This is a genomic window from Streptomyces uncialis (assembly GCF_001905345.1).
Taxonomy (GTDB): domain Bacteria; phylum Actinomycetota; class Actinomycetes; order Streptomycetales; family Streptomycetaceae; genus Streptomyces; species Streptomyces uncialis.
Genome location: NZ_LFBV01000010.1, coordinates 809,529 through 833,500, shown reverse-complemented (window position 1 = coordinate 833,500; position 23,972 = coordinate 809,529). Strand labels below are relative to the sequence as shown.

Here is a 23,972-nt window from a genome sequence, read left to right as displayed (position 1 = left end):
CCCACCCGGACAGACCTCAGAAGCGCAAGCGAAGGCGACCCGCGGGGAACTGCGCACCCCACGAGCGACGGCACAGGGAACAAGTGCGCCCAGCTGGAACCCCAGGCGCGACGGGGAGCCGTGGAACGTGTCAGCGGCGGGGCGCCGGGCGGGACTGGGCGCGCTGCCAGCCCAGCCAAGCCGACGTGACCATGTCGCGCACATCCCGCTGCGGCTTCCACCCGAGCACCCGCGCGGCCCGATCGGCACAGGCGACGACCCGCGCGGGGTCCCCCGCCCGCCGCGGCGCGACCTCCGGCGGGAGACGACTGCCCGTGGCGGCCGTGATCTCGCTGATCATCTCGCGCACGGAGACCCCCTCGCCCCGCCCGATGTTGAGGGTCAGTTCGGCGCCCGGCCCCCGCTCCCGCAGATGCCGCGCGGCGGCCACATGCGCCTCGGCCAGGTCCGCGACATGGATGTAGTCACGTACACAGGTGCCGTCCGGCGTCGCGTGGTCGGTGCCGAAGATACGCGGCGGCCGGTTCGCGGTCAGCCGCTCCAGGACCATGGGGACAAGGTTGAACTTGCCGCTGTCCGCGAGTTCGGGGGAGGCGGCCCCCGCGACGTTGAAGTAGCGCAGCGACGCCGTCGACAGCCCATGGGCGCGCCCGGCGGCCCTGACCAGCCACTCACCGACGAGCTTGGTCTCGCCGTACGGGTTCACCGGCACGCACGGGGTGTCCTCCGTGACCAGCCGGGTGTCCGGCGCGCCGTAGACGGCCGCCGACGACGAGAAGACGAACGAGGACACCCCGGCCGCCGTCACCGCGTCGAGGAGGACCCGCAGCCCCTCGACGTTCTCGTGGTAGTAGCGCAGCGGGAGTTCCACGGACTCGTCGACCCGTTTGCGGCCCGCCAGATGCACGACCCCGGTGATCTCGTGCCCGGACAGCGCGCGGGCGACCAGCTTCGGGTCCAGGGTCGATCCCACCACCAGGGGTACGCCGTCGGGCACCCGGTCGGCGTCGCCGGTGGAGAGGTCGTCGTAGACCACGGTCCGCTCGCCCGCCGCGCGCATCGCGCGGACGACATGGGCCCCGATGTAGCCGGCACCGCCGGTGATCAGCCAGGTCATGGTCGTTGTTCACCCTGTCCTGTCGTATGGGCGCGCGTCTGGCGGCGCGCGCTGAAGCGTGTCATGCGGTGGTCGCACGGACGCGCGAAGAGGGATCGCCCGTACGGGCGCAGTCTGTCAGAGCCCACCGCCCCCGCGCTGAGCTGCGACGCAACCAAGAGGAATTCTGACTTCCCGTCAACAGTGGGCGCAAGTAACCCCTTTGGGTGATCTTCCGCGACGAGGTGCAGTGTCGTGCGCCGGTGCTACGGGGAGGGCCGCCGTCCGCCGGGGCGCAGCAGCCGGACCAGCCGGCGTCGTGCGACCCCGAGCGCCCCGCGTGGCCCGAGGGCGATCCGCAGCGCGAGCGCCCCCGAGTGGGTGGCGTAGGGCTGCGCCAGCAGGAAGCCGTGCCGGGGGTCGGGGACGGCGTGGCGCCTCAGGTCCCCGGGTTCCTCCGTGGCGTGCGCGGTGACGCGGCGCCCGGTGCCGTCGGCGAACCGCAGCCGCACCCGCAGGTCCCATGTCCCGGCGCCCAGCTCCCGCAGCGGCACGGCGGCCTCGGCGGTCCAGGTGCCGTCGTGCCGCCCGGCGGTGAACTCCACGGCGTGCGCCCATCCCACCCGTCCCGACCGCCGTTCCGCGAACTCCGCGACGGCCGTCACGGGTCCCGCCGCGGCCACCCGCCCGTACAGCTCGTGCAGCCGGAGGCGCAGCAGTGTCCCGCGCGCGCGGGGGCGCAGCCGGCCCTCGACGGCCAGCGGCAGGGCCGCGGCGGGCCGGACGACGAGCTTCTCCAGGGTGGCCCCGGGCAGCTCGGCGGACCACACGGGGGTGCCGTCCGGATCGCGCGCGTAGGGCGGCAGCAGCCGGGCGGGACGGGCGGCGAGTTCCCGCAGCCGTACGAGGTCCCTGGGTTCGGGCGAGACGAGCAGCACGCGCGCGACGAGGCGTCCCGGGCTGTCGGCGGGTTCCAGGTCGGCGCTGTCGAATCCGGCCAGATGGGCGCGGGCGTCGGCCCACCACAGCCGCCGGTACTCGGGGGAGCGGCGGACGAGCTCCTTCGCGTACATGCGCAGCGAGAGGTCGAGGAACGCGGCGCTGCTCGCGCGCGCGAGGGACTGCTCGCCCGCCGCGCGGAGGATGTCGACGGCCTGTCCGTGGGCGCGGGTGCGGGCCCGCCAGTTGTCGACGCCCGCGCGGTCCAGCGAGATCGACAGCCGGGACGCCCCGCGCCGCACATGCCACACGTAGACGGGGTCCGGCACGCGCGCGATCCGGGGCCCGGCGGCGAGCACCCGCGCGGTGAACACGAAGTCCTCGTAGGGGAAGCGGCCGTCGGGGAACCGGATGCCGTGGTCGCGCAGGAAGTCCGTGCGGTAGAGCTTGTTGACGCACAGGGTGTCCCGCGCGAGCGCCGGGAGATCGGCCGGGTGCTCCACGACGGGCAGCCCGGTGGGTGCTCCGACGGGTCCGGCCGGGCCGCCTTCCGTGACGGCCGGGGGACGTGGGGCGGCCCCGGCCGGGTCGAAGGGTTCGGCGGGGTCGGCCGGTTTCCAAGGGTCCGACAGATCCACCAGGTCCAGCGGGTCCTCCGCCGGGTTCACCGGGTCCGACGGGTCCGGTGGTGCCGACGGGGGCGGGGGGAGCGCCGGATCACCGGGCCCGGTGGGGCGCGGGGTGTACAGCCGGGGCTGCCAGGGGGTGTCGGGGCCGTGGGGGAGTTCGCGGCGTACGCAGAGCCCCGCGGCGACCTGGGCACGGTGCTCCTGGGCGGCCGTGAGGAGCCGTTCGGCGGCCCGGGGCGGCAGGAGGTCGTCGCTGTCGAGGAACATCACGTACGGGGCCGTGCAGGCCGCCAGACCGTCGTTGCGGGGCGTCCCGCAGCCGCCGCTGTTGCCGGTGCGGGGCAGGACCCGCAGCCGGGGTTCGCCGTCCGCGAGGGCGGCCAGTACCTCCCGGCTGCCGTCGGTGGAGCCGTCGTCCACGGCGATCACCTCCCGGACCACCGGCCCCTGGGCCAGGGCGGAGCGCACCGCGTCGGCCACGTGCGTCGCGTCGTCGTGGCCGATCACGATCACGCTCACCTGGGCGTGGCGCGGGAGTTCCACGGAACACTCCTCGGGGTCTCGTGCGCGTCGGGGGCGGGCGGCGGCGGGCGGCGGGCTCCGGGGGGCCGGGTCGCGCGCCACAGCCGCCGCGCGGACAGCGCGGTCGCGGTGACCAGCAGTCCGTTGCGTGTCAGCATCAGCAGACAGCCCGTCCAGCTCGAAGCGACCACCTCCGCGTACAGCAGCGGGTAGACGACCGTGCTGACCGCCGTGGCCAGCACCACCAGCGCCGCCACCGGCCGCTGGCTGGTGCGGTGCGAGGTGAGGCACACGGCGGCGAGCCCCAGCAGCCACACCAGGTACTGCGGGCTGATGACCCGGCTCGTCGTCGTGAACAGCAGCACCGCGCACAGGGCCGCGTCGTAGGGCGTGGCCTCGGTCCAGCGGCGGGCCCCCGCGCGCCACACCAGCAGCAGCACCCCGGCGGCGGCGGTCAGCGCCAGCGACACGGCGGCGACGGTGTCCACCTGGGGGCCGACGAACTCCATCGCGCCGTACCGGTACCGCACCGTCCCGGGCCATCCCGCGTGCCGGGCGAGGCCCAGCAGGGTGCCGCCCAGCGACTCGATCTGCACCCCGCGCGCGCCTTGCTCGCGCAGGAAGCCCTGCGGGTTGCGGAACGCGACGGCCAGCAGGGTCAGCAGCAGCCCGCCCGTGACGGCCGCCGCCGTCCACGCCCGGCGGGTGGGGCGGCCCCGGGGTGTGCCCAGCAGGATCAGCGCGGGCCACAGCTTCACCGCGGCCCCGAGCGCCGCGCACACCCCTCCCGCGCGCGCGGACCGCTCCGCGACCAGCAGCCCGGCCACGGCGAAGGCGGTCACCTGTACGTCGTAGCGCGCGAGCGGCAGATGCAGCAGCAGGGGGAGTGCGCACACCCACAGCGCGGCGCCGCCCAGGGTGCGGCCGGGCCGCAGCCCCGCGCGCGTGAGGGCCGCGGTGACGATGGCGTCCGCGAGCAGGGTCAGTGCGACGAACGCCTCGAAATAGGTCAGCCAGGGCACCAGCGCGGGCGCGAGCAGCACGGGTCCCGCGCCCGGTGGGTACTGCCACAGCGCGTCGCCCACCGGGAAGGTCCCGTCGCCCAGTTGCCCCGCCCAGCGCGCGTACAGATGGTGCACCTCGCGGGACACCCCACCGGAACCGAGCAGGACGGAACCGCTGTGCGTGAGCAGGAACAGCATCCCCGCGCGCGTGGCGAGCCATCCGGCCGCCAGGGCGAGCGGTGCGCCGCCGAGGGGCCGGGTACGGCGTGCGGACGCGCTGCCCGGGACGAGAGTCTGAGGGGTCATCAGCGGGAGCGTATGCCGCACAACGGACGAGACCCCGCCTAATACGCCCAGGCGCCACCGTATGACCAGAAAATCGCCCGCATGCTGCTCAAGACCTGCCTCGCGGCCCGGTGCGCGCGGGAGGGCCGGCGAACTGCCGCGCGGGGCCGCCCGTCGTGTGTCCTCATGGCGTACCGCTCGGCGACTCGGTCGCGGCGAGGCGCAGGATCGGCCCGAGCAGGTCCGGGAAGCGGGTGCCGAGATCGTCGGCGCGCAGCCGGATGCGCCGGTGCCGACCGTCGACGGTCATGCTGATCAGACCGGCCTCGCGCAGGATCCGCCAGTGGTTGGACAGCGTCGACAGCGGCACGGTCAGCCCTTCGGCGAGCGCGGAACAGGTCGAGTCCGGGCTTCCCATGGCTCGCCGCACCAGCTCCAGACGTACCGGATCGCCGAGCGCGTGCAGCACCGGTGCGAGCGTCAACGACTCGGTCGAGGGCTGGGGCAGTGGTCGCATGGCCCGATCCTAACATTCAGTTCGATAGTTCGGGATTATGGAACTATCCTGGAAGTTCTTCGACGCCCTCAAGGGCATCCGCGTCGCAGAAGGGAACGGCGTTGACCGCACACCAGGACTTACCGAAGGCCGAGGCACCCGAGGCAGCGGACAGGCGGCCGAAGCGGACAGCGCTCCTGCTCACCGTGACCTGTATGGGGCAGTTCATGGTGCTGCTCGACAGCACGATCGTCGGCGCGGCGCTGCCCGATATGCAGCAGCGCCTGCACCTCCGGCTGGACGGCCTGCAATGGATCGTCGACTCCTATGTGCTGCTCGTCGCCATGCTGCTGCTCTCCGGCGGTGTCCTCGCCGACCGTCTCGGCCGCAAACGCGTGTTCCTGGCCGGTGCGACAGTGTTCACCCTCGCCTCGGTGCTGTGCGCCGCCGCGCCCTCGCCGGGATGGCTGATCGCTGGACGCGCGCTCCAGGGCATCGGGGCCGCCGCGCTGAGCCCCGCCTCGCTGGCTCTGCTCGCCGCCGCCCACCCCGTGCCGCAGGACCGCGTCAAGGCCATCGGGCTGTGGGCCGGACTCAGCGGGATCGGCCTGGCCGCCGGACCGGTCGCCGGCGGGGTCCTGGTGGACGCGTTCGGCTGGCCGGCCATCTTCCTCGTCAACGTACCCGCCGTCCTGCTCGTGGCCGCTCTGTACGTCCTGACCGAGTCCCGCGACCCGGCCGCACCGGCGATCGACATCCCGGGCGCGGCCCTGTCCGTCCTCGGTGTGGGGGCGCTGTCCTTCGGACTGATCGAGGGCGGTTCCCGCGGCTGGACCTCGCCGGTGATCCTCGGCAGCTTCGCCGCCGCGGTGGTGACCCTCGCCGCCTTCGTCGCCGTCGAACAGCGCGCTCCGGCACCGATGCTGCCGCTGCGGCTGTTCCGGCAGCGGCTGTTCACCGTCTCCAGCACCGCGATGGCCGTCGTCGGTTTCGCGCTCATGGGGTCGTCCTTCTTCTTCTCCCAGTTCTTCGTCCACGTCCAGGGCAGTTCGATCCTGCGCGCGGGCCTCCAGACCCTGCCCGTCACCCTCGCCATGGTCGTCGTCAGCCCGTACGCGGGCCGTCTCGCCGTCAGGTACGGCTTCCGGATCGTGGTCACCACCGGCCTCGCCCTGGCCGGACCGGGGCTGCTGGCGCTGGGCTTCGTCCAGGCCGACACCGCCTACGCGCACGTCTGGTGGCGGCTGGCCGTCACCGGCGTCGGTTTCGCCCTGACCATGTCCCCGCTGACCGGAGCCGCCATCCAGTCCGTGGGCACGCACGAGAGCGGACTCGCGTCGGGTGTCATCAGCACCACCCGGCAGATCGGCGCGGTGCTCGGGGTGGCGGTGCTCGGAGCGGTCGTCCGCACCCGGCAGTCCGGCGGCGCCTCCTTCGAGGCAGCCCTCAGCAGCGCCTTCGTCGTGGCGGGCGCCGTCACCCTGGCCGGCGCCGTGGTCACCGGCCTGTGGCTGTGGACGCGCCGGGGAGCGGGAGCAGCATCGTGTCCGACGCCCCCTCACGTCCCACGGCGGTGAAGCCGCGGGCGGCATAGAGGCGGACGGCCGGGTTCCCGTCCTCCACACTGAGGCTCAGCCCGTCGGCGCCGGACCGCTCCGCCAGCCTCACCAGTTCGTCCAGCAGGGCACTCCCGACACCGCGCCCCCGATGTCCGGGCAAGACACCGATGGTCAGCTCCGGTACCTGCGGGTCGACATGGCCGTAGCCGGGCTCGTCGGCCGGGAAGACCCGCGCCCAGGCAGCACCCACAGGCCGCCCGGCGTCGTCCTCGGCCACCACGCCGAAGTCTCCCGGCCGGGGCCACCCCGTGACGTAGTGCGCGATGTCCGGCGTCCCCAGGGCCTCGTCAAGGGTGAACCGGGGCCCGTCCCAGTTGAACGCCGCGAGCAGCACTTCCCCCAGAAACCCCCCGTCCCCCGCCCCCGCGGCCCGCAACCGAGCCCCCGCACCGAAAACACCCACCCCATCCGTCATCCCCCCTACCTACCAACACCCCCACACCCCCCGCGACCCATTAACCCCCAGTCCACAGGAACAGCCCCGCACCCGAAGGACACCATCAGCCAGGCAGCGCCCCCAAAGGGGCGCGGGGAACTGCGCAAACCCACGAGCGACAGCACAGGAACGAAGTGCGCCCACCCGGACAGACCTGGGAAGCGCAAGCGAAGGCGACCCGCGGGGAACTGCGCAAAAGACGAGGGCAGCCCCGCACCCGAAGAGCGACAGCAAGAGGCACCCACCCAGGGGCGCGGGGAACTGCGCAAACCCACGAGCGACAGCACAGGAACGAAGTACCCCCCGCCGGACAGACCCAGGAAGCGCAAGCGAAGGCGACCCGCGGGGAACTGCGCAAACCCACCGAGCGACGGCACAGGAACGAAGTACCCCCCGCCGGACAGACCCAGGAAGCGCAAGTGAAGGCGACCCGAGGGGAACAATCCCCCCGCCCCGCTCGTCAGACACCACAGAGGGTGTGGCGGGGCCGCTGGTATCCCCCCCCACCAGCGGCCCCGCGCATCCTCGCCCCCCGATCGTGCGCCGGGCCCGCCCGGCGCACCCCGGCGTCCTGGTCAGACGCCCGTCACCCGCGTACGGGGTGCCCTGGTCAGGCGCCCCGCACCCGGGCGAGCACCTCCCCGCTGCGCGGGTCCCACGCGACGACGACCGCCTCCGGCGGAGCCGTCTGCCGGGGCGACAGCAGCAGCCACCGCACCCCGTAGCGCTTCACGATCTCCGCCCGCCGCGTGGGCGAGGAGTTCGGCGCGAGATAGGTGTGCACCGCCGACCACCGGCGGCTCCGCTCGCGTTCCTCCAGCGCGGGATCGGGCCACGGCGGCGCCACCAGGTTCAGCCCGTACCCCGGCAGTGACCGGGCAGGCCGGTACCCGTCCGCGAGGATCACCTCGCCGCGCCCGACATGCTGCGTCACCCACGCGTACGTGGGCCACCGCGGCGGCTGCTTGAACCCGACCGGGTCCAGCGAGCGGGGCACCACCGCCCCCGCGTGCACCGTGAGGAAGCCGGTCAGCGCCGCCGCCACGGCCGCCACGCCGAGCGCACGCCGCCGCCGTGACCAGGGCCGGGGCGTGGCCAGCTCCACCGCGAGGGCGAAGTGCAGCGGGACCAGGGCCATACCCATCACCCGTCCGTAGGTGTAGTGCCCGGTGAACCAGCCGTACGCGATGACCAGCAGGTCCAGGCCGAACATCAGGACCAGCGGGTCCCGGCCGCCGTCGCGCCGCCATCTGGCCCACAGCGCGGGCAGCCCCAGCGCCCCGAGCCAGAAGCGCTCGCGGGTGTTCCGGTAGAGCCGTGCGTGGATGGCGTCCACGCTGGAGTCGCCCGCCAGTGAGAACACCGAGAAGTACGGCCACATCGCCGCCACCGCGCACGCCGCGAGCGCGGCGAGCAGCCACGGCAGCCCGACCCCGTACCGGCGCCACGCCGCGCGTGACAGCCACTGCCGCCCGTGCGCGGGGACGACGAACGCCGCGACGCCGACGGCCGCCGCGATCACGGTGATCGGGTGGACGAGCAGGATCAGCCCGAGCAGCGCGCCCAGTCCCGCGTGTCCCCGCCACCGGGGCGCGGAGTCCCGGATCAGCGACGCCGTCCACGCCCAGGCCCAGAAGGTCAGGCCGATCGCGAACGTGGACGGGTACCCGAGGTTCCCCGTCATCGACATCAGCCCGAGGAACCCGGACCACCAGGTGCCGAGCGTGCCCCACAGCAGCAGCATCGCGGCCAGCGCGAACACCGGTGCCCACGGCCCGGTCGTGGGGCGGGAGACCGCGCGGGTGAACCGGGCGACACCGGTGAGCAGGACCAGCAGGTTCACCGGGCCGGAGAGTTTGACGACCTCCCAGCCCGCGAGGCCCGTGAGCTTCGCGAACAGCGCCTGCGTCACCGCGTACGGCGTGTAGTAGGGGCTGCCGTCGCCCGGCAGGTCGGCCATCGGGTGCCGGGGCGACAGCAGATCCGCCGTGAGACGTTCCACCACGGCCGCGTGCTGCCCGAAGTCGCAGCACATCGGCACCCGCCAGTACGCGAGGGACATCACCAGCCAGAACAGCCCGCCGAACACCATGAACGGAGTGGGGCGCCGGCGGTGTCCGCGAAGCGCGGTAGCGCCCCGGGCCCGGGTACGGGTCAGGAGATCGGCGCTCATCGTGCGCCTCCGTGTCGTGCGGTGTCGATGGTCATGTCGGAGCCCCGTGATCGGTGGTGGTGCGGCCGGGGCGGGGAATCCCCGCCCCTGGGGGAGGACGTGCCGGACCGCCGGCCGAGCTCCTGCCGGCGCTGGCGGCATGCCGCCGTGCGGCGTTCCGCGTGGCTGCCGGGCAGGACGGGGCTGGGCGGGAGCTGCACGTGGCGCCGCCTTTCGACGGGAAAGCGTGAGACGCGTGACCTCTCAGCAAAGGGGAGGGTTCGTCGCCTTTGCCGATTCCCGTCATCGCCCGCGCCGTTGATCACCCCATCGAGTGACGAACGGTCTTCGACAGGCTGGGCCGACCTGACTACCGTCGAGAGTTATGCCCCGATTCTCCGTAGTCGTCCCCGTATATCGCATTCAGGGCTACCTACGGGAGTGCCTGGAGTCGGTCCTGGGACAGACCCCTCCCCCCGACGGCACCCCCGACCCCGCCCCCGTCACCCCCACGCCCGACGCCCCCGCCGCGCCCACCCCCGACCCCTCCACCCCGGGCGACCGCACCCCCGACCGCCCCACCCTCATCCGCCGCGCCCCCCACCACCTCGCCGCCCCCGCCGCGCTCACCGTCGACCGCCCCACCCCCAGCCGTCCCCCCACCCTCGAACTCATCGTCGTGGACGACGCGTCCCCCGACGCGAGCGCCGCGATCGCCGCCGAGTACGCGGCCCGGGACCCCCGGGTCCGGCTGATCCGACTGGACCGGCACACCGGCGCGGGCGCGGCCCGCAACGCGGGAGCCGCCCGCGCCCGGGGCGAGTACCTCTTCTTCCTCGACGGTGACGACCTGCTGCTGCCCGGGGCCCTCCCCGCCCTCGACCGGGCCCTCACCCACGCGGGCGACCCCGAGGTCCTGCTGTTCGGACACGACACGATCGACTGGTGGGAGACCGTCCGGCCGGTCGACGAGGACCTGACCGGCGACCCCCTCGCCCTCGCCCCCGTCGCCTGGAACCGGGTCGTACGACGCGAGTTCTGGCACGCCCACGCGCTGGGGTTCACCGACGAGGCCCCCTACGAGGACGTGATCCCCGCCCACCGGGCCGTCCTGCTGGCGGGCGAGCGGGCCACCGTGCTCGACCGGGTCTGTGTGCGCTGGCGCGAACGGCGCGGCGGCAGCGTCTCCACCACCCCCGGCCCCGCGCACCTCGCGTTCCTCGCCCGCTACGACACCCTGCTCGGCGGCCTCGCACCGGACGAGCGCGCCCGGGTCTTCCCGTACCTCACCCCCCGCGCGCTCGCCGTGCTCACCGACCCCGGCCGGATCAGGTCCGCCGACCGCCGGGACTTCTTCCGGGAGACCGCCCGGCTGCACCGCGCCCACGCACCCGCCGGACACGTCCCGCGGACCGCGGAGGAACGCGCGGTCGCCGCCGGTTCGTCCCTCGCCTACGACAAGCTGCGCAAGGCCGGCACCCGGCGCCGACGCCTCGCCGCGGGACTGAACCGCGGACGGGCCGGGCTGCGCGGCAGGCTCATGCGGGCCGCCTACCGCGCCGACCTGCGACGCGGGCTCGACCCCCGGCTGGCCGTCTACAGCGCCTACTGGAACCGCGGTGTCTCCTGCAATCCCGCCGCCGTGTACGCCAAGGCCCGGGAACTCGCCCCGCACATCCGCGGGGTGTGGGTGGTCGCCGCCGAGCACCGCCACCATGTCCCGGACGGCGTCGAGTACGTCGTCGAGGGCACCCGCCGCTACTGGCGGACCATGGCCCGCGCCACCTACCTCGTCAGCAACTCCGGCTTCCCCGGCGGATTCACCAAACGCCCCGGCCAGACCTACCTCCAGACCCACCACGGCACCCCGCTCAAGAGGATGGGCCTCGACCAGCGCCGCTATCCCGCCGGGACGCACGGCATCAGCTTCAGCGCGGTCCTCGCCCACGCCGACCAGTGGGACCTCAGCCTCTCGGCCAACCCCCACTCCACCGAGGTCTGGGAACGCGGCTACCCCTCCACCGCGTACCGCGCCCTGGAACTGGGCTACCCCCGCAACGACGTCTACTTCCGCACCGGACCCGACGAGGTCGGACGGCTGCGTGCCGCGCTCGGCGTCCCGCCCGGCCGCACGGCCCTGCTCTACGCGCCCACCCACCGGGACCACCAGCCCGGCTTCCTGCCCCGGCTCGACCTGGAACGCCTCGTCCGCGCGCTGGGCCCCCGGTACGTGGTGCTGGTCCGCGCCCACTACCGCTGCGGACCCGGCGCGGAGGTCCCCCGGCACCCCCGCGTCCTCGACGTGACCGCCCACCACCGGGTCGAGGAACTGTGCCTCGCCGCCGACGCGCTGATCACCGACTACTCGTCACTGATGTTCGACTACGCCTGCCTGGACCGCCCGATCATCACCTACGCCCCCGACTGGCAGGCGTACCGGCTGGCCCGCGGCACCTACTTCGACCTGCTGTCCGGCCGCCCCGGCGACACCCCGGGTGCCGTCGCCACCGTGGAGGACGAACTGATCGAACTGTTCCGCTCGGACCGCTGGGACACCCCCGCGACGGACCGCCTCCGCGCGGCGTTCCGCACCCGCTTCTGCCCCTACGACGACGGCCACGCGGCGGAACGGGTGGTCCGCGAACTCATGCTGACCTGAGACGGGGCCCGGCGAGCGGCACCCCGCCCACCGGACCCCGCACCCCCTCACCGGACCCCCGCACCCGCTCACCGGAGGACCGCACCGGCCCCCGCACCGGATCAGGCCACCGGGACACTACGAGCGGCTGTGCTCCACGAGCGGCTACTTCACCGCGCCCGCCATCACCCCCGAGACGAACTGCCGCTGGAACGCGAAGAACACGGCCAGCGGGATCACCATCGAGATGAACGCCCCGGGCGCCAGCACATCGACGTTGTTGCCGAACTGGCGGACCTGGGTCTGGAGCGCCACGGTGATCGGCTGGTTCGCCGCGTCCGTGAAGATCAGGGCCACCAGCATGTCGTTCCAGACCCACAGGAACTGGAAGATCCCGAGGCTCGCGACCGCGGGACCGCCGAGCGGCAGCACCACCCGCAGGAACAGCCGCAGCTCACCCGCGCCGTCCAGCCGCGCGGCCTCCAGCAGCTCCCGGGGGATCTCCGCGAAGAAGTTCCGCAGCAGGAACACCGCGAACGGCAGCCCGAAGCCGACATGGAACAGCACCACGCCCAGGATCGACCCGAACAGCCCGAGATCCCCGAACAGCCGGGCGATCGGCAGCAGCGCCACCTGCACCGGCACCACCAGCAGCCCCACGACCCCGAGGAACCACCAGTCCCGCCCGGGGAACTCCAGCCATGCGAAGGCGTACCCGGCGAGCGCGCCGATCACCACCACCAGCACCGTCGTGGGTACGGCGATGAGGACCGTGTTCCACAGCGAGTCGGTGATCGCGGGGTTGTCCAGCAGCTTGCTGTAGTTGCCGAACGTCAGCTGCGCGGGTTCCGTGAGGACGGTCCACCAGCCGCTGTCCGCGAGATCGCGGGGGGTGCGCAGCGACGACAGGAGCAGTCCGAACGTGGGGACCAGCCAGAACACCCCCACGACGACCAGCAGCACCCGTACCAGCCCACCGCTGACCACACCCGCCAGCCGTGCCCCGAGCGAGGGTTTCGCCGGGGCCGTCCCCCCGGTCTTCGCCGTGGCCGCCGGGGCGGCCGTTCCACCGTGCGCGGTCATCGCCGTGCCTCCCGCCGCAGCCGCCGGATGTTGAACAGCATCACCGGGATCACGAGCAGCAGCAGCAGCACCGAGATCGCGCTCGCTACCCCTGGTCTGCCGTCGCTGAACGCCGACCGGTAGAGCTGGAGCGCCAGCACGTTCGCGTCGTCCTGCGACGAGCCGGGGGCGATGATGTACACCAGGTCGAAGATCTTCAGGACGTTGATCATCAGCGTCACCAGGACGACCGCGAGCACGGGCGCCAGCAGCGGCACGGTGATCCTGCGGAACACCTGCCACTCGTTCGCCCCGTCGACCCGGGCCGCCTCCATCAGCTCCCGGGGCACACTCGCGAGCCCCGCCGCGATCAGCACCATCGCGAAGCCCGCCCACATCCAGATGTACGACACGATCACCGCCGGGGTCACCAGCCCCGGCCCGAGCCAGTCCACCCCGTTGTACGCCTCCCGGAAGTTGGCCTCCGGCAGCCGCAGCAGTGCCCCGTCCGCCTTGTCCGACAGGGTGAACGTCCCGTCGGCGGCGGCGGTCGTCCGTTCGACGACCGTCCCGTCCCGCACGGCCTCGATCCGCATCCCCGGATATCCGAGCTCCGCGCTGTCGACCCCGCCGAGGGTGCCCACGCCCTTGCCCCGGGTGAAGTCCTGCCAGGTCGTGCCCGTCACCTTCCCCGGATCGGCGGACGCGGCCTTCGCGGCCTTCGCCCCGTCCGGCATCAGATCGGGCGCCACCCCGACCAGCGGCAGTACGACCGGCTCACCTACGCGCACCGGATCCTTGGTGACGAACGCCCCGCCGCCCGCCGCGCGCAGCGGCGAATCACGGCCCGGGTGGGCCTTCGGGAACGCCGACGACTCGGCGAACGTGTCGTGCACCCCCACCCACACCGCGTTGGCGACACCCCGGTCCGGGTCCTGGTCGTAGACCAGCCGGAAGATGATGCCCGCCGCCAGCATCGAGATCGCCATCGGCATGAAGACGACCAGCTTGAACGCCGTGCCCCAGCTGACCCGTTCGGTCAGCACCGCGAAGATCAGCCCGAGGGCCGTCGCCAGGGTCGGCGCGAGGACGATCCAGATCACGTTGTTGCGGAACGCGGTCCTGATGCCGTCGTCCGTGAAGAGTTCCCGGTAGTTGTCGATCCCGGCGAAACCGCCGCCGGTGTCGCTGACGAAACTGCGGATCAGCGAGTACCCGATCGGGTAGACCACGAGTGCGCCGAGCAGCATCACGGCGGGCAGCAGGAACAGCACCACCACCGCCTTGCGGGTACCCGTCACACTCTTGCGCCGTGGGGACCTGGGGGACACCGGGCCGCTGCCGGTGCCCCCCGCCGTTGCCGACGTCATCGCCGGATCAGTCCTTGTACGCCTTGGCCGCGGCGGCCTCCAGCTTCTGCTGGGCCCCCGCCACGTCCTTCGGATCCTTCAGGAAGTCCTGGAGCACCTTCCACTCGCCCTTGCCGGGGGTGCCGCCGAACGCCTGCGGAGCCTGGTCCGACATATCGAAGCGGAAGTCGTCGCCCGCGCCGACCAGCGCCTTCGCGATGTCCCGCTGGACGTCGTTCGGGTACGACGCGAGATCCAGGCTCTTGTTCGGCGAGAGATAGCCGCCGAGCTTCGCCCAGACCGCCGCCGCGTCCGGCGACGCGAGGAAGGTGAGCAGTGCCTGGCCCGCCTTCGACTCCTTCAGCAGCACCGCCGCGTCACCGCCGCTGACCACGGGCGCCTCGCCGCCCACCGCGGGGAACGGGAACACCTTCGCGTCCGTGCCGATCTTCGCGTTCGCCTGGGCGACGTTGATCCCGACGAAGTCCCCCTCGAAGACCATGCCCGCCTCCGGCTGGTCGCCGCCGGTGAACGTCTGCTCCACCGAGCGCGGGAACTCCGTCTGGAGCGCGCCGTCCGCGCCGCCCGCCAGATAGTCGTCCTTGCCGAAGAGCTCCCCGAGGGTGGTCAGGGCCTTCTTCACGGACGGGTCCGTCCACTTGATCTCGTGCTTGGCGAGCTGGTCGTACTTCTCCGGCCCGGCCTGTGACAGATAGACGTTCTCGAACCAGTCGGTGAGCACCCAGCCGTCGGCGCCGCCGACCGACATCGGGGTCACCCCCGAGTCGTACACGGTCCGCGCCGTCGCCATGAACTCGTCCCAGGTCTTCGGCTCCTTCGCCCCCGCGTTCTCGAAGACGGTCGTGTTGTACCAGACCAGCGACTTGTTGGCGGCCTTGAAGTACACGCCGTACTGCTCGCCGTCCACCTTCCCCAGGTCCTGCCAGCCCCGGGCGAAGTTCTTCGTCAACTGCTCCTTCGCGTCCGCGCCGACCGGCTTGGCCCACTTGTTGTCGACGGCCTGCTTCACGGCGCCGACCTGCGGGAGCATCGCCACGTCCGGCGGGGCGCCGCCCGCGATCTTCGAACCGAGGAAGTTGATGATCGGGTCCTGTGCGGGGACGAACGTGACCTTCGCGCCCGTCCGCTTCTCGAACTCGGCGAGCACCTTCTTGAAGTTCTCCTGCTCCGGTCCCGTCCATACGGCGGCGACCTCCAGCTTCTGCCCGTCCAGCTTGGGCAGTTGGAGTCCGGAGCCACTGGGCGCGGTGGCGGTGCCCGTCGCGTTGTTCGCCCCGTCGCCGTCGCTGTCGCCGCCGTCGTCACCGCAGGCCGCCAGGCTCAGGGCGAGGGCGGTGGTGACCGCGAGGGCCCTGACCGGATGCCGGTGCCGGCGGCTCGTGGTCCTGCTGGTTCCGTTCGGATTTCCGTGCGGGTTGGTGGTGCGCATCGCTGCCCCGTCCTCTTGACGCGTCTGGCTCGCGTGCTTGCGAACGCTGGTCCGTGGGACCTGGTGTACGCCCGTGGGGTTCGGCCCGACAAGGGAACCGCCCCGCCCAACTACCCGATCGTGTCGCCCTCGTGACTTCCCGACCCCGCCCCCGTCCAAGCCCTCCACGCGCACGCCCCTGGGTTTCCCGTGCGGGTCGCCTTCGCTCGCGCTTCCGAGGTCCGTCCGGCTGGGCGTACTTGTTCCCTGTGCGGCTACGTCCGTGGGTGCGCAGTTCCCCGCAGGTCGCCTTCGCTCGCGCCCCGAGGTCTGTCCGGGTGGGCCTACCTGTTCCTGTGCGGGTCGTTCGTGGGTGCGCAGTTCCCCGCGCCCCTGGATGCTGCCCCCTTGCGATCGCTTCTTCGGGTGCGGGTTGGCCCTCGTCTTTGCGCAGTTCCCCGCAGGTCGCCTTCGCTTGCGCCCCGAGGTCTGTCCGGGTGGGCGTACTTGTTCCCTGTGCCGTCGTTCGTGGGGTGCGCAGTTCCCCGCGCCCCTTTGGGGCGCGTTCTGCTTGTTCTTCGGGTCGGTGCCGGTCGGGATTCTCCGTCCTCGCTCCAACGCGCTCGGTCGGACATCCCCCTTGTCCGACTGAAGAGCATCGGAGTCTGCGGGCAGAGATTCCCGCCCACCCCCTTACGTGAGTCCCGCGACTGCACGAGGAGGGGGGTGAACCCCGGCCCCGGTTGCTGACAGCCCGCACTCTGACGACAGCCCCAGGTGGGCGCCCCCAAAGGGGCGCGGGGAACTGCGCAAAAACGAGAACCGGCCCGCACCCGAAGAGCGACCGCAATGGGGCAGCATCCAGGGGCGCGGGGAACTGCGCACCCACGGACGACCCGCACGGGAACAGGTAGGCCCGGCCGGACAGACCGCACAAGCGCAAGCCAAGGCAACCCCCACGGGGCCCAGGTACGGGCGCCGTCACGAGGGCCGGACGGCCACCGTCACAGCAGGGACGGGACCGCTACCGCGGATATCGACCGCGTAGCCCGCTCCACCGCACTGGCCAGCAACGCCAGATCCGTGGGCCCGTTCCCCAACTCCCGCACGGACCGACGGACGGGCGGATCCCCCATCCGCTCCCACTCCACCACCACGACCCGCGGCCGGGACGTCGCCGTCCGCGGAATCCGCCCCGTGACCCGCCCGCCCTGGAACCCGGTGACCCGCCCGTCGGCCCCCCGCAGGGTGCCCCGCCCGGGCCCCGGCTCGTCCGCCCCGCCCCGTACCGCGTCCAGCACGACCCGTACCCCCGCGCGGCGCGCGGCCTCGCTGTCCACGACCCGGGTCCCGCTCGCCGCGCCCGCGACCAGGTGCACACCGAGCCGCTCGCCCTCACGGGCCACCGCCTCCAGCGCCCGGACGACGGACCCCGCGGCGGGCCGGCCGGTCGAGCCGAGCGGCGGCGACAGCAGCGCGTCGAGGTCGTCGACCACGACGACCAGCCGGGGCAGCGGCGGCCCCGGATCACCGCGCCGCACGGGCCGCAGCCGCATCGTGGAACTCGGCGGCGTGTCGAGATCCCCCGCCCCGTCACCCGGAACCGCCGAGGGGCGCGGCTCCCCGCCCTGGCGGACCACCCCGGACACCCGGTTCCCCCGCAGCGGACCCCGCTGGGCGACGACCCGGCCCGGTACCTCCTCGCGGCTGTGCCACCCCGTGAAGTCGAGCAGGCCCAGCAGCTCGGCCCGCCGCTTCAGCTCCGCGCTGAGCGCCTGCGCGAACTCCCGCATCCGCAGCGGGTCCCCGGCGGCCAGATACGTCGTCACATGGGGCAGTTCGGTGCAGACCGCGAGCCCGCCCGCGCCGTCCCGGCCGGGCGGCGCGCCACCCGTGACGTCCCGGCCGTCGACCAGGACCATCGCCAGCCGGTCGGGGCGTTCGGCGGCCGCCAGCGACGCGGTGACCGCGCGCAGCAGTTCGGTGCGGCCGCTGCCCGGCGGCCCCTCGATCAGCAGATGGGTGCCCTCGTGCGCGAGGTCCACGCCCACCGGCCCGCGCGGCCCGGCACCGAGCACCGTCCAGGCCCGCCCGCCGACGGCCCGCGCGTCGTCGGACGCGGCGGCCCAGCGGGCCATCAGCGACGCGGGTGTCGCCCGCGCCAGCCCCAGCTCGTCCAGCAGCCGCGCGACCCGGGGCAGCGGAGCCGCGACCCGGGGCGCCCGGTCGCCCGCGCCGCCCTCCGTGCGCAACGGCGCCAGCGCCCGCGCGAACCGCTCGGCCCACGCCCCCGACACCGCGTCCACCGCACCGGCCGTGCCCTGCCCGGCGACCCGCCCGGCGGCGACCCGGACCAGCCGGACCTCCGTCGCCACGTCCCCGCTGAGCAGCGCGACCGCCCCGCACTCCCGCAGCGGCGGGCTCGCCGCGCACGCGTCCTCGTACACCTCGGCCACGGCCGCCCCGCCGTCGCCGGGCACCGCCGCCGTCTCCGCGAGACACACCACATGGATACCGGCGCCCGGCCCGAACGCGCACAGCCGCGCCACCGCGTCCCGCAGCGGGGCGGACCCCGGGTCGCCGTCCACGATCAGCACCGTGAGCGATCCGTCGTTCCCGGCCGCCGGGGCGGGCTGCCCGGTGCCCCCGGCCGCCGTCCGGGCGAACACCCCGGCCTCACCCTCCGAACCCAGCGCCCAGGAGGTCCCGCCGCCGCGGACCGCGCCCGCCCCGTCCCCGCCGAACACGTCCCCGCCCGCGGGCGCCCCGCCGCCGCGCTCCTCCAGTACCCGGATCAGCTCGGCCGTCCGCGCCATGGCCTGTTCCCGGTCGTACGCGAGCAGCAGCCGGCAGTCCTGGCCGTGTCCCGGGCGGGTGTGCGGCAGCCAGCCGAGCCAGCTCCAGCGGGCGACCCGCTCCTCCATCGGCCGCGCCCGGTCCACGCTCAGCAGCACGATCTCCAGGGTGTCCGGCGAGTGCAGCGCGGCGAGCTGCGCCACCACCGACCGGGCCACCCCAGCCAGCCGCGCCCCGGGCCCGGTCAGCCCCAGCCCGCCGGCCTCGCGCAGCCCGACCGTCACCGGGACGCCCGCCAGTACCCCGCTGCCCGCCGGGTCGGCGCGGTCCGTGGTGCCGAGCCGGACCGTCAGGGCCTCCCGGTGCGCGCCGTCCCGCTCCCACAGCCGGGGCCCGGGGCCGAGCGCGGTGAGCAGCAGCGACGCGGGATCGGGCCACAGCTCGGGTGTCGCCGCCGGGTCCGGCCCGGCGTCCTCGTCCAGGTGCCCGTGTCCGTCGGCGGACGGGTCGTCGTCCTCGTACGGGTCCCACTCGGGCCGCGTCCCGCGACCGCCCGTGAGGCGGCGGGCCCAGGCGGTCAGCCCGCCCCGCCGCCGCGCGCCCGGCCGGGACGGCCCGTCGTCCTCGTGGTCCCGCTCCGACGGGCCGTCGTCCGGGTACGGGTGCCCGCCGCCGTACGGGTCCCGCCCCGCGGCCTCGTCCGCCCACCGGGGGCCGTCGTCGTATCCCCTGCTGTCGTGTCCGAAGCCGTGGGAGCCGTCGTCCCCGGAGCGGTGAGGGGGGTGCGCGCCGGTCCCCGCGCCCCCGCGCACGCCCGCGTGGGCCCGCGCGTCCCGCCCGGGCTCCGCGCGGTACGCGGCGGCGGAGCCGTACGACCGCGGGTCCGCGCGGTCCGGGCCGGGGGAGCCGTACGACTGCCCCGCCCCATGGGTGACCGCGGCTCCCGGGTGGGTGGCCGCACCGGCCTGGCGTGCCCTCGGCACCCCGGGTCCGGGGCCCGCCGGGCCGGGAACGCCGTCGCCTTCACCGGCGTCGGGTCCCGCTGCCGGGTCGTCGCCGTGCCCGGGTACGCGGACGAAGCCCTCGCCGTCCGGCGTGGTGGGCAGCGGCGGCGGCAGTTCCCGGGAGGAGGCGAGCCGCAGCGTGGACTCGCCGAGCCGCAGCAGCGCGCCCGGCTCCAGCGGCATCGGCGCCCGCCCGACGGCCGCGCCGTAGAGCCGGGTGCCGTTGGTGGAGCCGAGGTCCGCGACGGTCACCAGACCGTCCTCGGTGACGGTGATCTCGCAGTGCAGCCGGGACACGTCCGGGTCGTCGAGGGGGACCCCGGCCTCGGCGGACCGGCCGACGAGGACCCGGCCGCCGTGCAGCAGATGCACCCCGCCCGCGTCGGGCCCGCCGACGACCTGGAGCTGCGCCGCCGCGTCGGCCGGTCCGGGACCGGGGTCCGCGGGAGCGCCGAGGGACAGCACCGCGCCGTCGATCAGCGGCGGCTCGCCGAGGACCCGGCGCTGGAGGTCGAGGCGCTCCGGGCCCCGGTACACGACCACGGGTCCGTCACCGCCCGCCACCGCCGACGCGAGGTCCGAAGCCACCGCCGCCAGCGGGGTCCCGGCGGGCGCGGTGACGAGGACGTCCCGCGCCATGACGCGGCTCGTGGCGTCGGGGCGCGGCCCGAGGACGGTCAGCCGGATCTGCATCGCCGTCAGCGGTCCCTTCTGCGGATGCGCCCAGAACGAGGCCACCGGGGGCCGTGCTGTGATTCCCCCCACCGCACTCCGGGCACGTCGACCAGTACGGGGGCATCCTCGCATCCGCCACCGACAACACGCCCGGCCGCCATCTGTTCGTGATCTTGAATGATCGGCTCTGCCCGCAAAAGTGCCCGCCCGGCGCCCGCGCGGGCGCTCCCGGCAACCAACGCCCCCGGCCGCGCGTCTTACCGCCGAACACGGATACGGGCCGGTCCCGGCCGGTACGGGGTGCCGGGGCGGGGTCCGGGAGCGGTCGGGGGAACCCTGATCTCCCCCGGACACCCGGACCCGGAGGGACGCGGGCGCGACCGGGGAACCGGGGCGCCCGGGCCGGTACGCGGTCCCCGGGAAACCGGGTGGCCCGGGCGGGCGGCACTACAGTGGGCCGCAAGCATCACGCCCTGGTCCCTCGCCCCGGACCCGCGGAGCACCTCCCGCGGAACCGGGGCACGGAGCGGGTGGCACCACCCCGAGCACGCCGAGCGGTCCGGATGACCGGGGGCGGGCGCGGGTAACCGAAGAGAGCGCGGTCACCGACGATCACGCCCGGACCACCCCCCGGAACAGTCCGACCGAACCCGGATCGGGCCGGAGCGAGGCTGAGCAGGCCCCGAAGCAAGCAGGGAGCGCATGACGTGCGGCCGGTAGGAAGCAAGTACCTCCTGGAGGAGCCGCTCGGACGTGGTGCCACGGGCACCGTCTGGCGGGCGCAGCAGCGGGAACGGGCGGGCGCCGAGGCGGCCGTGCCGGGGCAGCCCGGCGAGACCGTGGCGATCAAGGTCCTCAAGGAGGAGCTGGCCAACGACTCCGATGTCGTGATGCGGTTCCTGCGCGAGCGCTCGGTGCTGCTGCGGCTCACCCACCCGAACATCGTCCGGGTCCGTGACCTGGTCGTCGAGGGCGATCTGCTGGCCCTGGTGATGGACCTCGTCGAGGGTCCCGACCTGCACCGCTACCTCCGCGAGAACGGCCCGTTCTCGCCGGTCGCGGGTTCCCTGCTGACCGCGCAGGTCGCGGACGCGCTCGCCGCCAGCCACGCCGACGGTGTGGTGCACCGCGATCTGAAGCCCGCGAACGTCCTGCTGCGCCAGGACAACGGCGAGATGCACCCGCTGCTGACGGACTTCGGCATCGCGCGGCTCGCCGACTCCCCGGGGCTGACCCGGACCCATGAGTTCGTCGGCACCCCCGCGTATGTCGCGCCGGAGTCCGCCGAGGGCCGCCCGCAGACCAGCGCCGTCGACATCTACGGCGCCGGGATCCTGCTCTACGAGCTGCTCACCGGCCGTCCGCCGTTCTCCGGCGGGTCCGCGCTCGAAGTGCTGCACCAGCATCTGAGCGCCGAGCCGCGCCGTCCGTCCACCGTGCCCGAGCCGCTGTGGACGGTGATAGAGCGCTGCCTGCGCAAGAACCCGGACGAGCGGCCCAGCGCCGAGAACCTCGCCCGGGGCCTGCGGGCCGTCGCCCAGGGCATCGGGGTGCACGCCACCTCGGCGCAGATCGCCGCCGCCGAGAACGTGGGCGTGCTGCTCGCGCCGGACCCGGCGCCCACGGCCGTGCCCGGCGCGGCCGACCCCACCACCGTCCTGCCGAACACCGGGCCCCCCGGTCTGTTCGACGCGGGCCGCTACGACGCGAACGCCGCCACCAGCTACCTCCCGCACACCGCGGGCGCCCCCGGTGCCCCCGGCGCGGCCGACCCGACGGCCGTGCTGCCGAGCACCGGCCCCCGGGACGCCGATCCCACCTCCGTGATGCCGCCGGTCCCGGGCCACCACCCGCAGGGCGCCGCCCCCGGTGGCCCCGACGACCCGCACCCCTGGCAGAACCAGCTCCGGGCCGCCCGTGACCGCAACGAGCAGACCCAGGTCCAGTACCTGAACCCGGACGAGGACCCGCTGCGCCGCCGCCCCCAGCGCCAGGTGGCCCCGCGCCCGCAGCAGCCGCCGCAGCAGGCCCCGCACCACCAGCCCCAGCAGTCGCACCAGCCCCGGCAGCAGCAGCAGCCGCAGCAGCCTCCCCAGTACGCGCCGCAGCAGCAGCACCAGCCCCCGCCGCCGCAGCAGTACGCCCCGCAACAGCAGCAGCCGCAGCGGTACGCCCCCGCGCCGGTCCCCGACCGGCAGCCCCAGCACTACTCGCCGCCCCGCGAGCCCGCCCCGCGCGCGCCCCGCGAGCCGCGTCCGGCCCGTGAGCCGAGGCAGCGCAGCGCCAACCGGATGCGCATCCCCGGCCTCGGCTGCCTCAAGGGCTGCCTCTTCAGCGTGCTCATCCTCTTCGTGGCGGGCTGGCTGGTCTGGGAGCTGAGCCCGCTCCAGGGCTGGATCGGCACCGGCAAGGGGTACTGGGAACAGCTCAGCGACTGGTTCGGTACGGTCACCGGCTGGCTCGGGGAACTCGGCGGCGGCTCGGGCGCCTGAGTCCGCCGCCGTACGGCGGCGGACACCCGCCCAGGAGACTTGTCGACATCCGGAGGGTGATTTCCCCGGCCGGGGTGAAGGCGGCCGCCGGTGGCGCGTAGCTTTGTCGGCAACACGCGTCCGTAGGAGCAGCCTTGGCACGGAAGATCGGCAGCCGGTACACCGCGAACCAGATCCTGGGCCGCGGCAGTGCCGGCACGGTGTGGCTGGGCGAGGGTCCCGAGGGTCCCGTCGCCGTGAAACTGCTGCGTGAGGACCTCGCGGCCGACCAGGAGCTGGTCGGCCGTTTCGTCCAGGAACGCACCGCCCTGCTCGGCCTCGACCACCCGAACGTGGTCGCCGTGCGGGACCTCGTCGTCGACGGCGACGACCTCGCCCTGGTCATGGACCTCGTGCGCGGCACCGATCTGCGCACCCGCCTCGACCGGGAACGAAGACTCGCGCCCGAGGCCGCCGTCGCCATCGTCGCGGACGTCGCCGACGGGCTGGCCGCCGCCCACAAGGCCGGTGTCGTCCACCGGGACGTCAAGCCCGAGAACGTCCTCCTCGACATGCAGGGCCCGCTCGGCCCCGGCGGCTCCCACCGCGCCCTGCTCACCGACTTCGGTGTGGCGAAGCTCATCGACTCACCGCGCCGCACCAAGGCCACGAAGATCATCGGCACCCCGGACTATCTGGCGCCCGAGATCGTCGAGGGCCTCCCGCCGCGCGCGGCCGTCGACATCTACGCCCTGGCGACCGTGCTGTACGAGCTGCTCGCCGGGTTCACGCCGTTCGGCGGCGGCCACCCCGGCGCGGTGCTGCGCCGGCATGTGACCGAGACGGTCGTACCGCTGCCCGGGATTCCCGAGGAGCTCTGGCAGCTGATCGTCCAGTGCCTGGCCAAGGCGCCCGCGTCGCGGCTGCGCGCCTCCGAGCTGGGCGGGCGGCTGCGGGAGCAGCTGCCGCTGCTGGCGGGGATGCCCCCGCTGGACGTGGACGAGCCCGAGGCGGTCCTCACGGAGTCCGCGGACGAGCCCGGGGCCGCGGAGGGCGGCGCCGACGGCTCCGCCGCCGGGACCGGGTCCCCGGTGCGGCGGGGTGCGGTCCCGCTGGTCCCTGGTCATGCCCCCGACTCCAACCGGGACACCCATACGAGCATGCGGGTGCCCGGGCCCGACGAGCTGGACGGCGGCGCGCACGGCACCGCGCGGGCGCCGCGGGCCGCCGGGGCGCCTCGCCCCGGCTCCGCGCGCAACCGCGGCGCCGTCCGGCGCCGCCGGATCACCCTCGCGACCGCCGCGGCCGTCCTCGCCGCCGCGGCCGGCGTAGCCACCTGGGCCACCACGGACGACCCCCCCCCCCCCCCC

Annotated in this window: 14 protein-coding genes; 4 read left to right on the top strand and 10 right to left on the bottom strand. The window is 74.3% G+C overall.

Annotation, left to right across the window (positions count from 1 at the left end; translation table 11 throughout):
• Positions 1-130: 130 nt before the first annotated feature.
• The 4 genes from galE to AB852_RS33745 all read right to left on the bottom strand — a co-directional run bounded on the left by galE (position 131) and on the right by AB852_RS33745 (position 4,992).
• Positions 131-1,117 (bottom strand): UDP-glucose 4-epimerase GalE, encoded by a 987-nt coding sequence (gene galE / locus AB852_RS33760; protein ID WP_073794079.1) that lies wholly within the window; start codon positions 1,115-1,117, stop codon positions 131-133.
• A gap of 245 nt (positions 1,118-1,362) precedes the next feature.
• Positions 1,363-3,207, bottom strand: coding sequence for a glycosyltransferase family 2 protein (locus AB852_RS41160; RefSeq protein ID WP_073794076.1), 1,845 nt, complete (start codon positions 3,205-3,207; stop codon positions 1,363-1,365).
• On the bottom strand, positions 3,180-4,496 hold the full coding sequence (locus tag AB852_RS33750; protein WP_079185123.1) for a glycosyltransferase 87 family protein: 1,317 nt from the start codon (positions 4,494-4,496) through the stop codon (positions 3,180-3,182). Before AB852_RS33750 ends, AB852_RS41160 begins: the two co-directional genes overlap by 28 nt.
• Before the next feature lie 163 nt (positions 4,497-4,659).
• A complete protein-coding gene (locus AB852_RS33745; RefSeq protein ID WP_073794074.1) occupies positions 4,660-4,992 on the bottom strand; it encodes an ArsR/SmtB family transcription factor in 333 nt (110 codons plus the stop codon).
• A 194-nt stretch (positions 4,993-5,186) separates the two neighbouring features.
• Between AB852_RS33745 and AB852_RS33740 the strand changes: the two genes are divergently transcribed.
• Positions 5,187-6,548: a DHA2 family efflux MFS transporter permease subunit gene (locus tag AB852_RS33740; RefSeq protein ID WP_245877016.1), complete on the top strand. Its 1,362-nt coding sequence runs from the start codon at positions 5,187-5,189 to the stop codon at positions 6,546-6,548.
• On the opposite strand, the gene AB852_RS33735 is transcribed toward AB852_RS33740, so the two are convergent.
• Positions 6,469-6,924, bottom strand: coding sequence for a GNAT family N-acetyltransferase (locus tag AB852_RS33735; RefSeq protein WP_245877015.1), 456 nt, complete (start codon positions 6,922-6,924; stop codon positions 6,469-6,471). The two genes, AB852_RS33740 and AB852_RS33735, sit on opposite strands and share 80 nt — an antisense overlap.
• A gap of 712 nt (positions 6,925-7,636) precedes the next feature.
• Positions 7,637-9,199: a hypothetical protein gene (locus AB852_RS33730; protein WP_073794069.1), complete on the bottom strand. Its 1,563-nt coding sequence runs from the start codon at positions 9,197-9,199 to the stop codon at positions 7,637-7,639.
• 364 nt (positions 9,200-9,563) lie between these two features.
• Between AB852_RS33730 and AB852_RS33725 the strand changes: the two genes are divergently transcribed.
• Positions 9,564-11,837 (top strand): bifunctional glycosyltransferase/CDP-glycerol:glycerophosphate glycerophosphotransferase, encoded by a 2,274-nt coding sequence (locus AB852_RS33725; RefSeq protein WP_073794066.1) that lies wholly within the window; start codon positions 9,564-9,566, stop codon positions 11,835-11,837.
• A 144-nt stretch (positions 11,838-11,981) separates the two neighbouring features.
• Here the strand turns inward: AB852_RS33725 and AB852_RS33720 are convergent, their stop codons facing one another.
• The 4 genes from AB852_RS33720 to AB852_RS33705 form a co-directional block, all read right to left on the bottom strand.
• Positions 11,982-12,899 carry a carbohydrate ABC transporter permease gene (locus AB852_RS33720; protein ID WP_073794063.1) on the bottom strand — a complete coding sequence of 306 codons (918 nt, stop codon included), beginning with the start codon at positions 12,897-12,899 and terminating at the stop codon, positions 11,982-11,984.
• Entirely contained in the window at positions 12,896-14,248 is a 1,353-nt protein-coding gene (locus AB852_RS33715; RefSeq protein WP_073794060.1) for a carbohydrate ABC transporter permease, read from the bottom strand. Before AB852_RS33715 ends, AB852_RS33720 begins: the two co-directional genes overlap by 4 nt.
• A 7-nt stretch (positions 14,249-14,255) precedes the next feature.
• A complete protein-coding gene (locus tag AB852_RS33710) occupies positions 14,256-15,677 on the bottom strand; it encodes an ABC transporter substrate-binding protein (RefSeq protein WP_073794057.1) in 1,422 nt (473 codons plus the stop codon).
• Between the two features lie 983 nt (positions 15,678-16,660).
• Positions 16,661-20,221: an FHA domain-containing protein gene (locus tag AB852_RS33705; RefSeq protein ID WP_425444200.1), complete on the bottom strand. Its 3,561-nt coding sequence runs from the start codon at positions 20,219-20,221 to the stop codon at positions 16,661-16,663.
• Between the two features lie 617 nt (positions 20,222-20,838).
• Between AB852_RS33705 and AB852_RS33700 the strand changes: the two genes are divergently transcribed.
• Entirely contained in the window at positions 20,839-22,623 is a 1,785-nt protein-coding gene (locus tag AB852_RS33700; protein WP_073794054.1) for a serine/threonine-protein kinase, read from the top strand.
• A 134-nt stretch (positions 22,624-22,757) separates the two neighbouring features.
• The coding region (locus AB852_RS33695) for a serine/threonine-protein kinase (protein WP_073794051.1) at positions 22,758-23,972 on the top strand (1,215 nt) is incomplete at its 3' end.

What these genes read in the sequence shown, in the direction of transcription:
- AB852_RS33720 (WP_073794063.1), bottom strand. Translation starts at nt 12,899, where the DNA reads ATGACCGCGCACGGTGGAACGGCCGCCCCGGCGGCCACGGCGAAGACC.
- AB852_RS33740 (WP_245877016.1), top strand. Translation starts at nt 5,187, where the DNA reads ATGGGGCAGTTCATGGTGCTGCTCGACAGCACGATCGTCGGCGCGGCG.
- AB852_RS33725 (WP_073794066.1), top strand. Translation starts at nt 9,564, where the DNA reads ATGCCCCGATTCTCCGTAGTCGTCCCCGTATATCGCATTCAGGGCTAC.
- AB852_RS33715 (WP_073794060.1), bottom strand. Translation starts at nt 14,248, where the DNA reads ATGACGTCGGCAACGGCGGGGGGCACCGGCAGCGGCCCGGTGTCCCCC.
- AB852_RS33750 (WP_079185123.1), bottom strand. Translation starts at nt 4,496, where the DNA reads ATGACCCCTCAGACTCTCGTCCCGGGCAGCGCGTCCGCACGCCGTACC.
- AB852_RS33745 (WP_073794074.1), bottom strand. Translation starts at nt 4,992, where the DNA reads ATGCGACCACTGCCCCAGCCCTCGACCGAGTCGTTGACGCTCGCACCG.
- AB852_RS33730 (WP_073794069.1), bottom strand. Translation starts at nt 9,199, where the DNA reads ATGAGCGCCGATCTCCTGACCCGTACCCGGGCCCGGGGCGCTACCGCG.
- AB852_RS33710 (WP_073794057.1), bottom strand. Translation starts at nt 15,677, where the DNA reads ATGCGCACCACCAACCCGCACGGAAATCCGAACGGAACCAGCAGGACC.
- galE (WP_073794079.1), bottom strand. Translation starts at nt 1,117, where the DNA reads ATGACCTGGCTGATCACCGGCGGTGCCGGCTACATCGGGGCCCATGTC.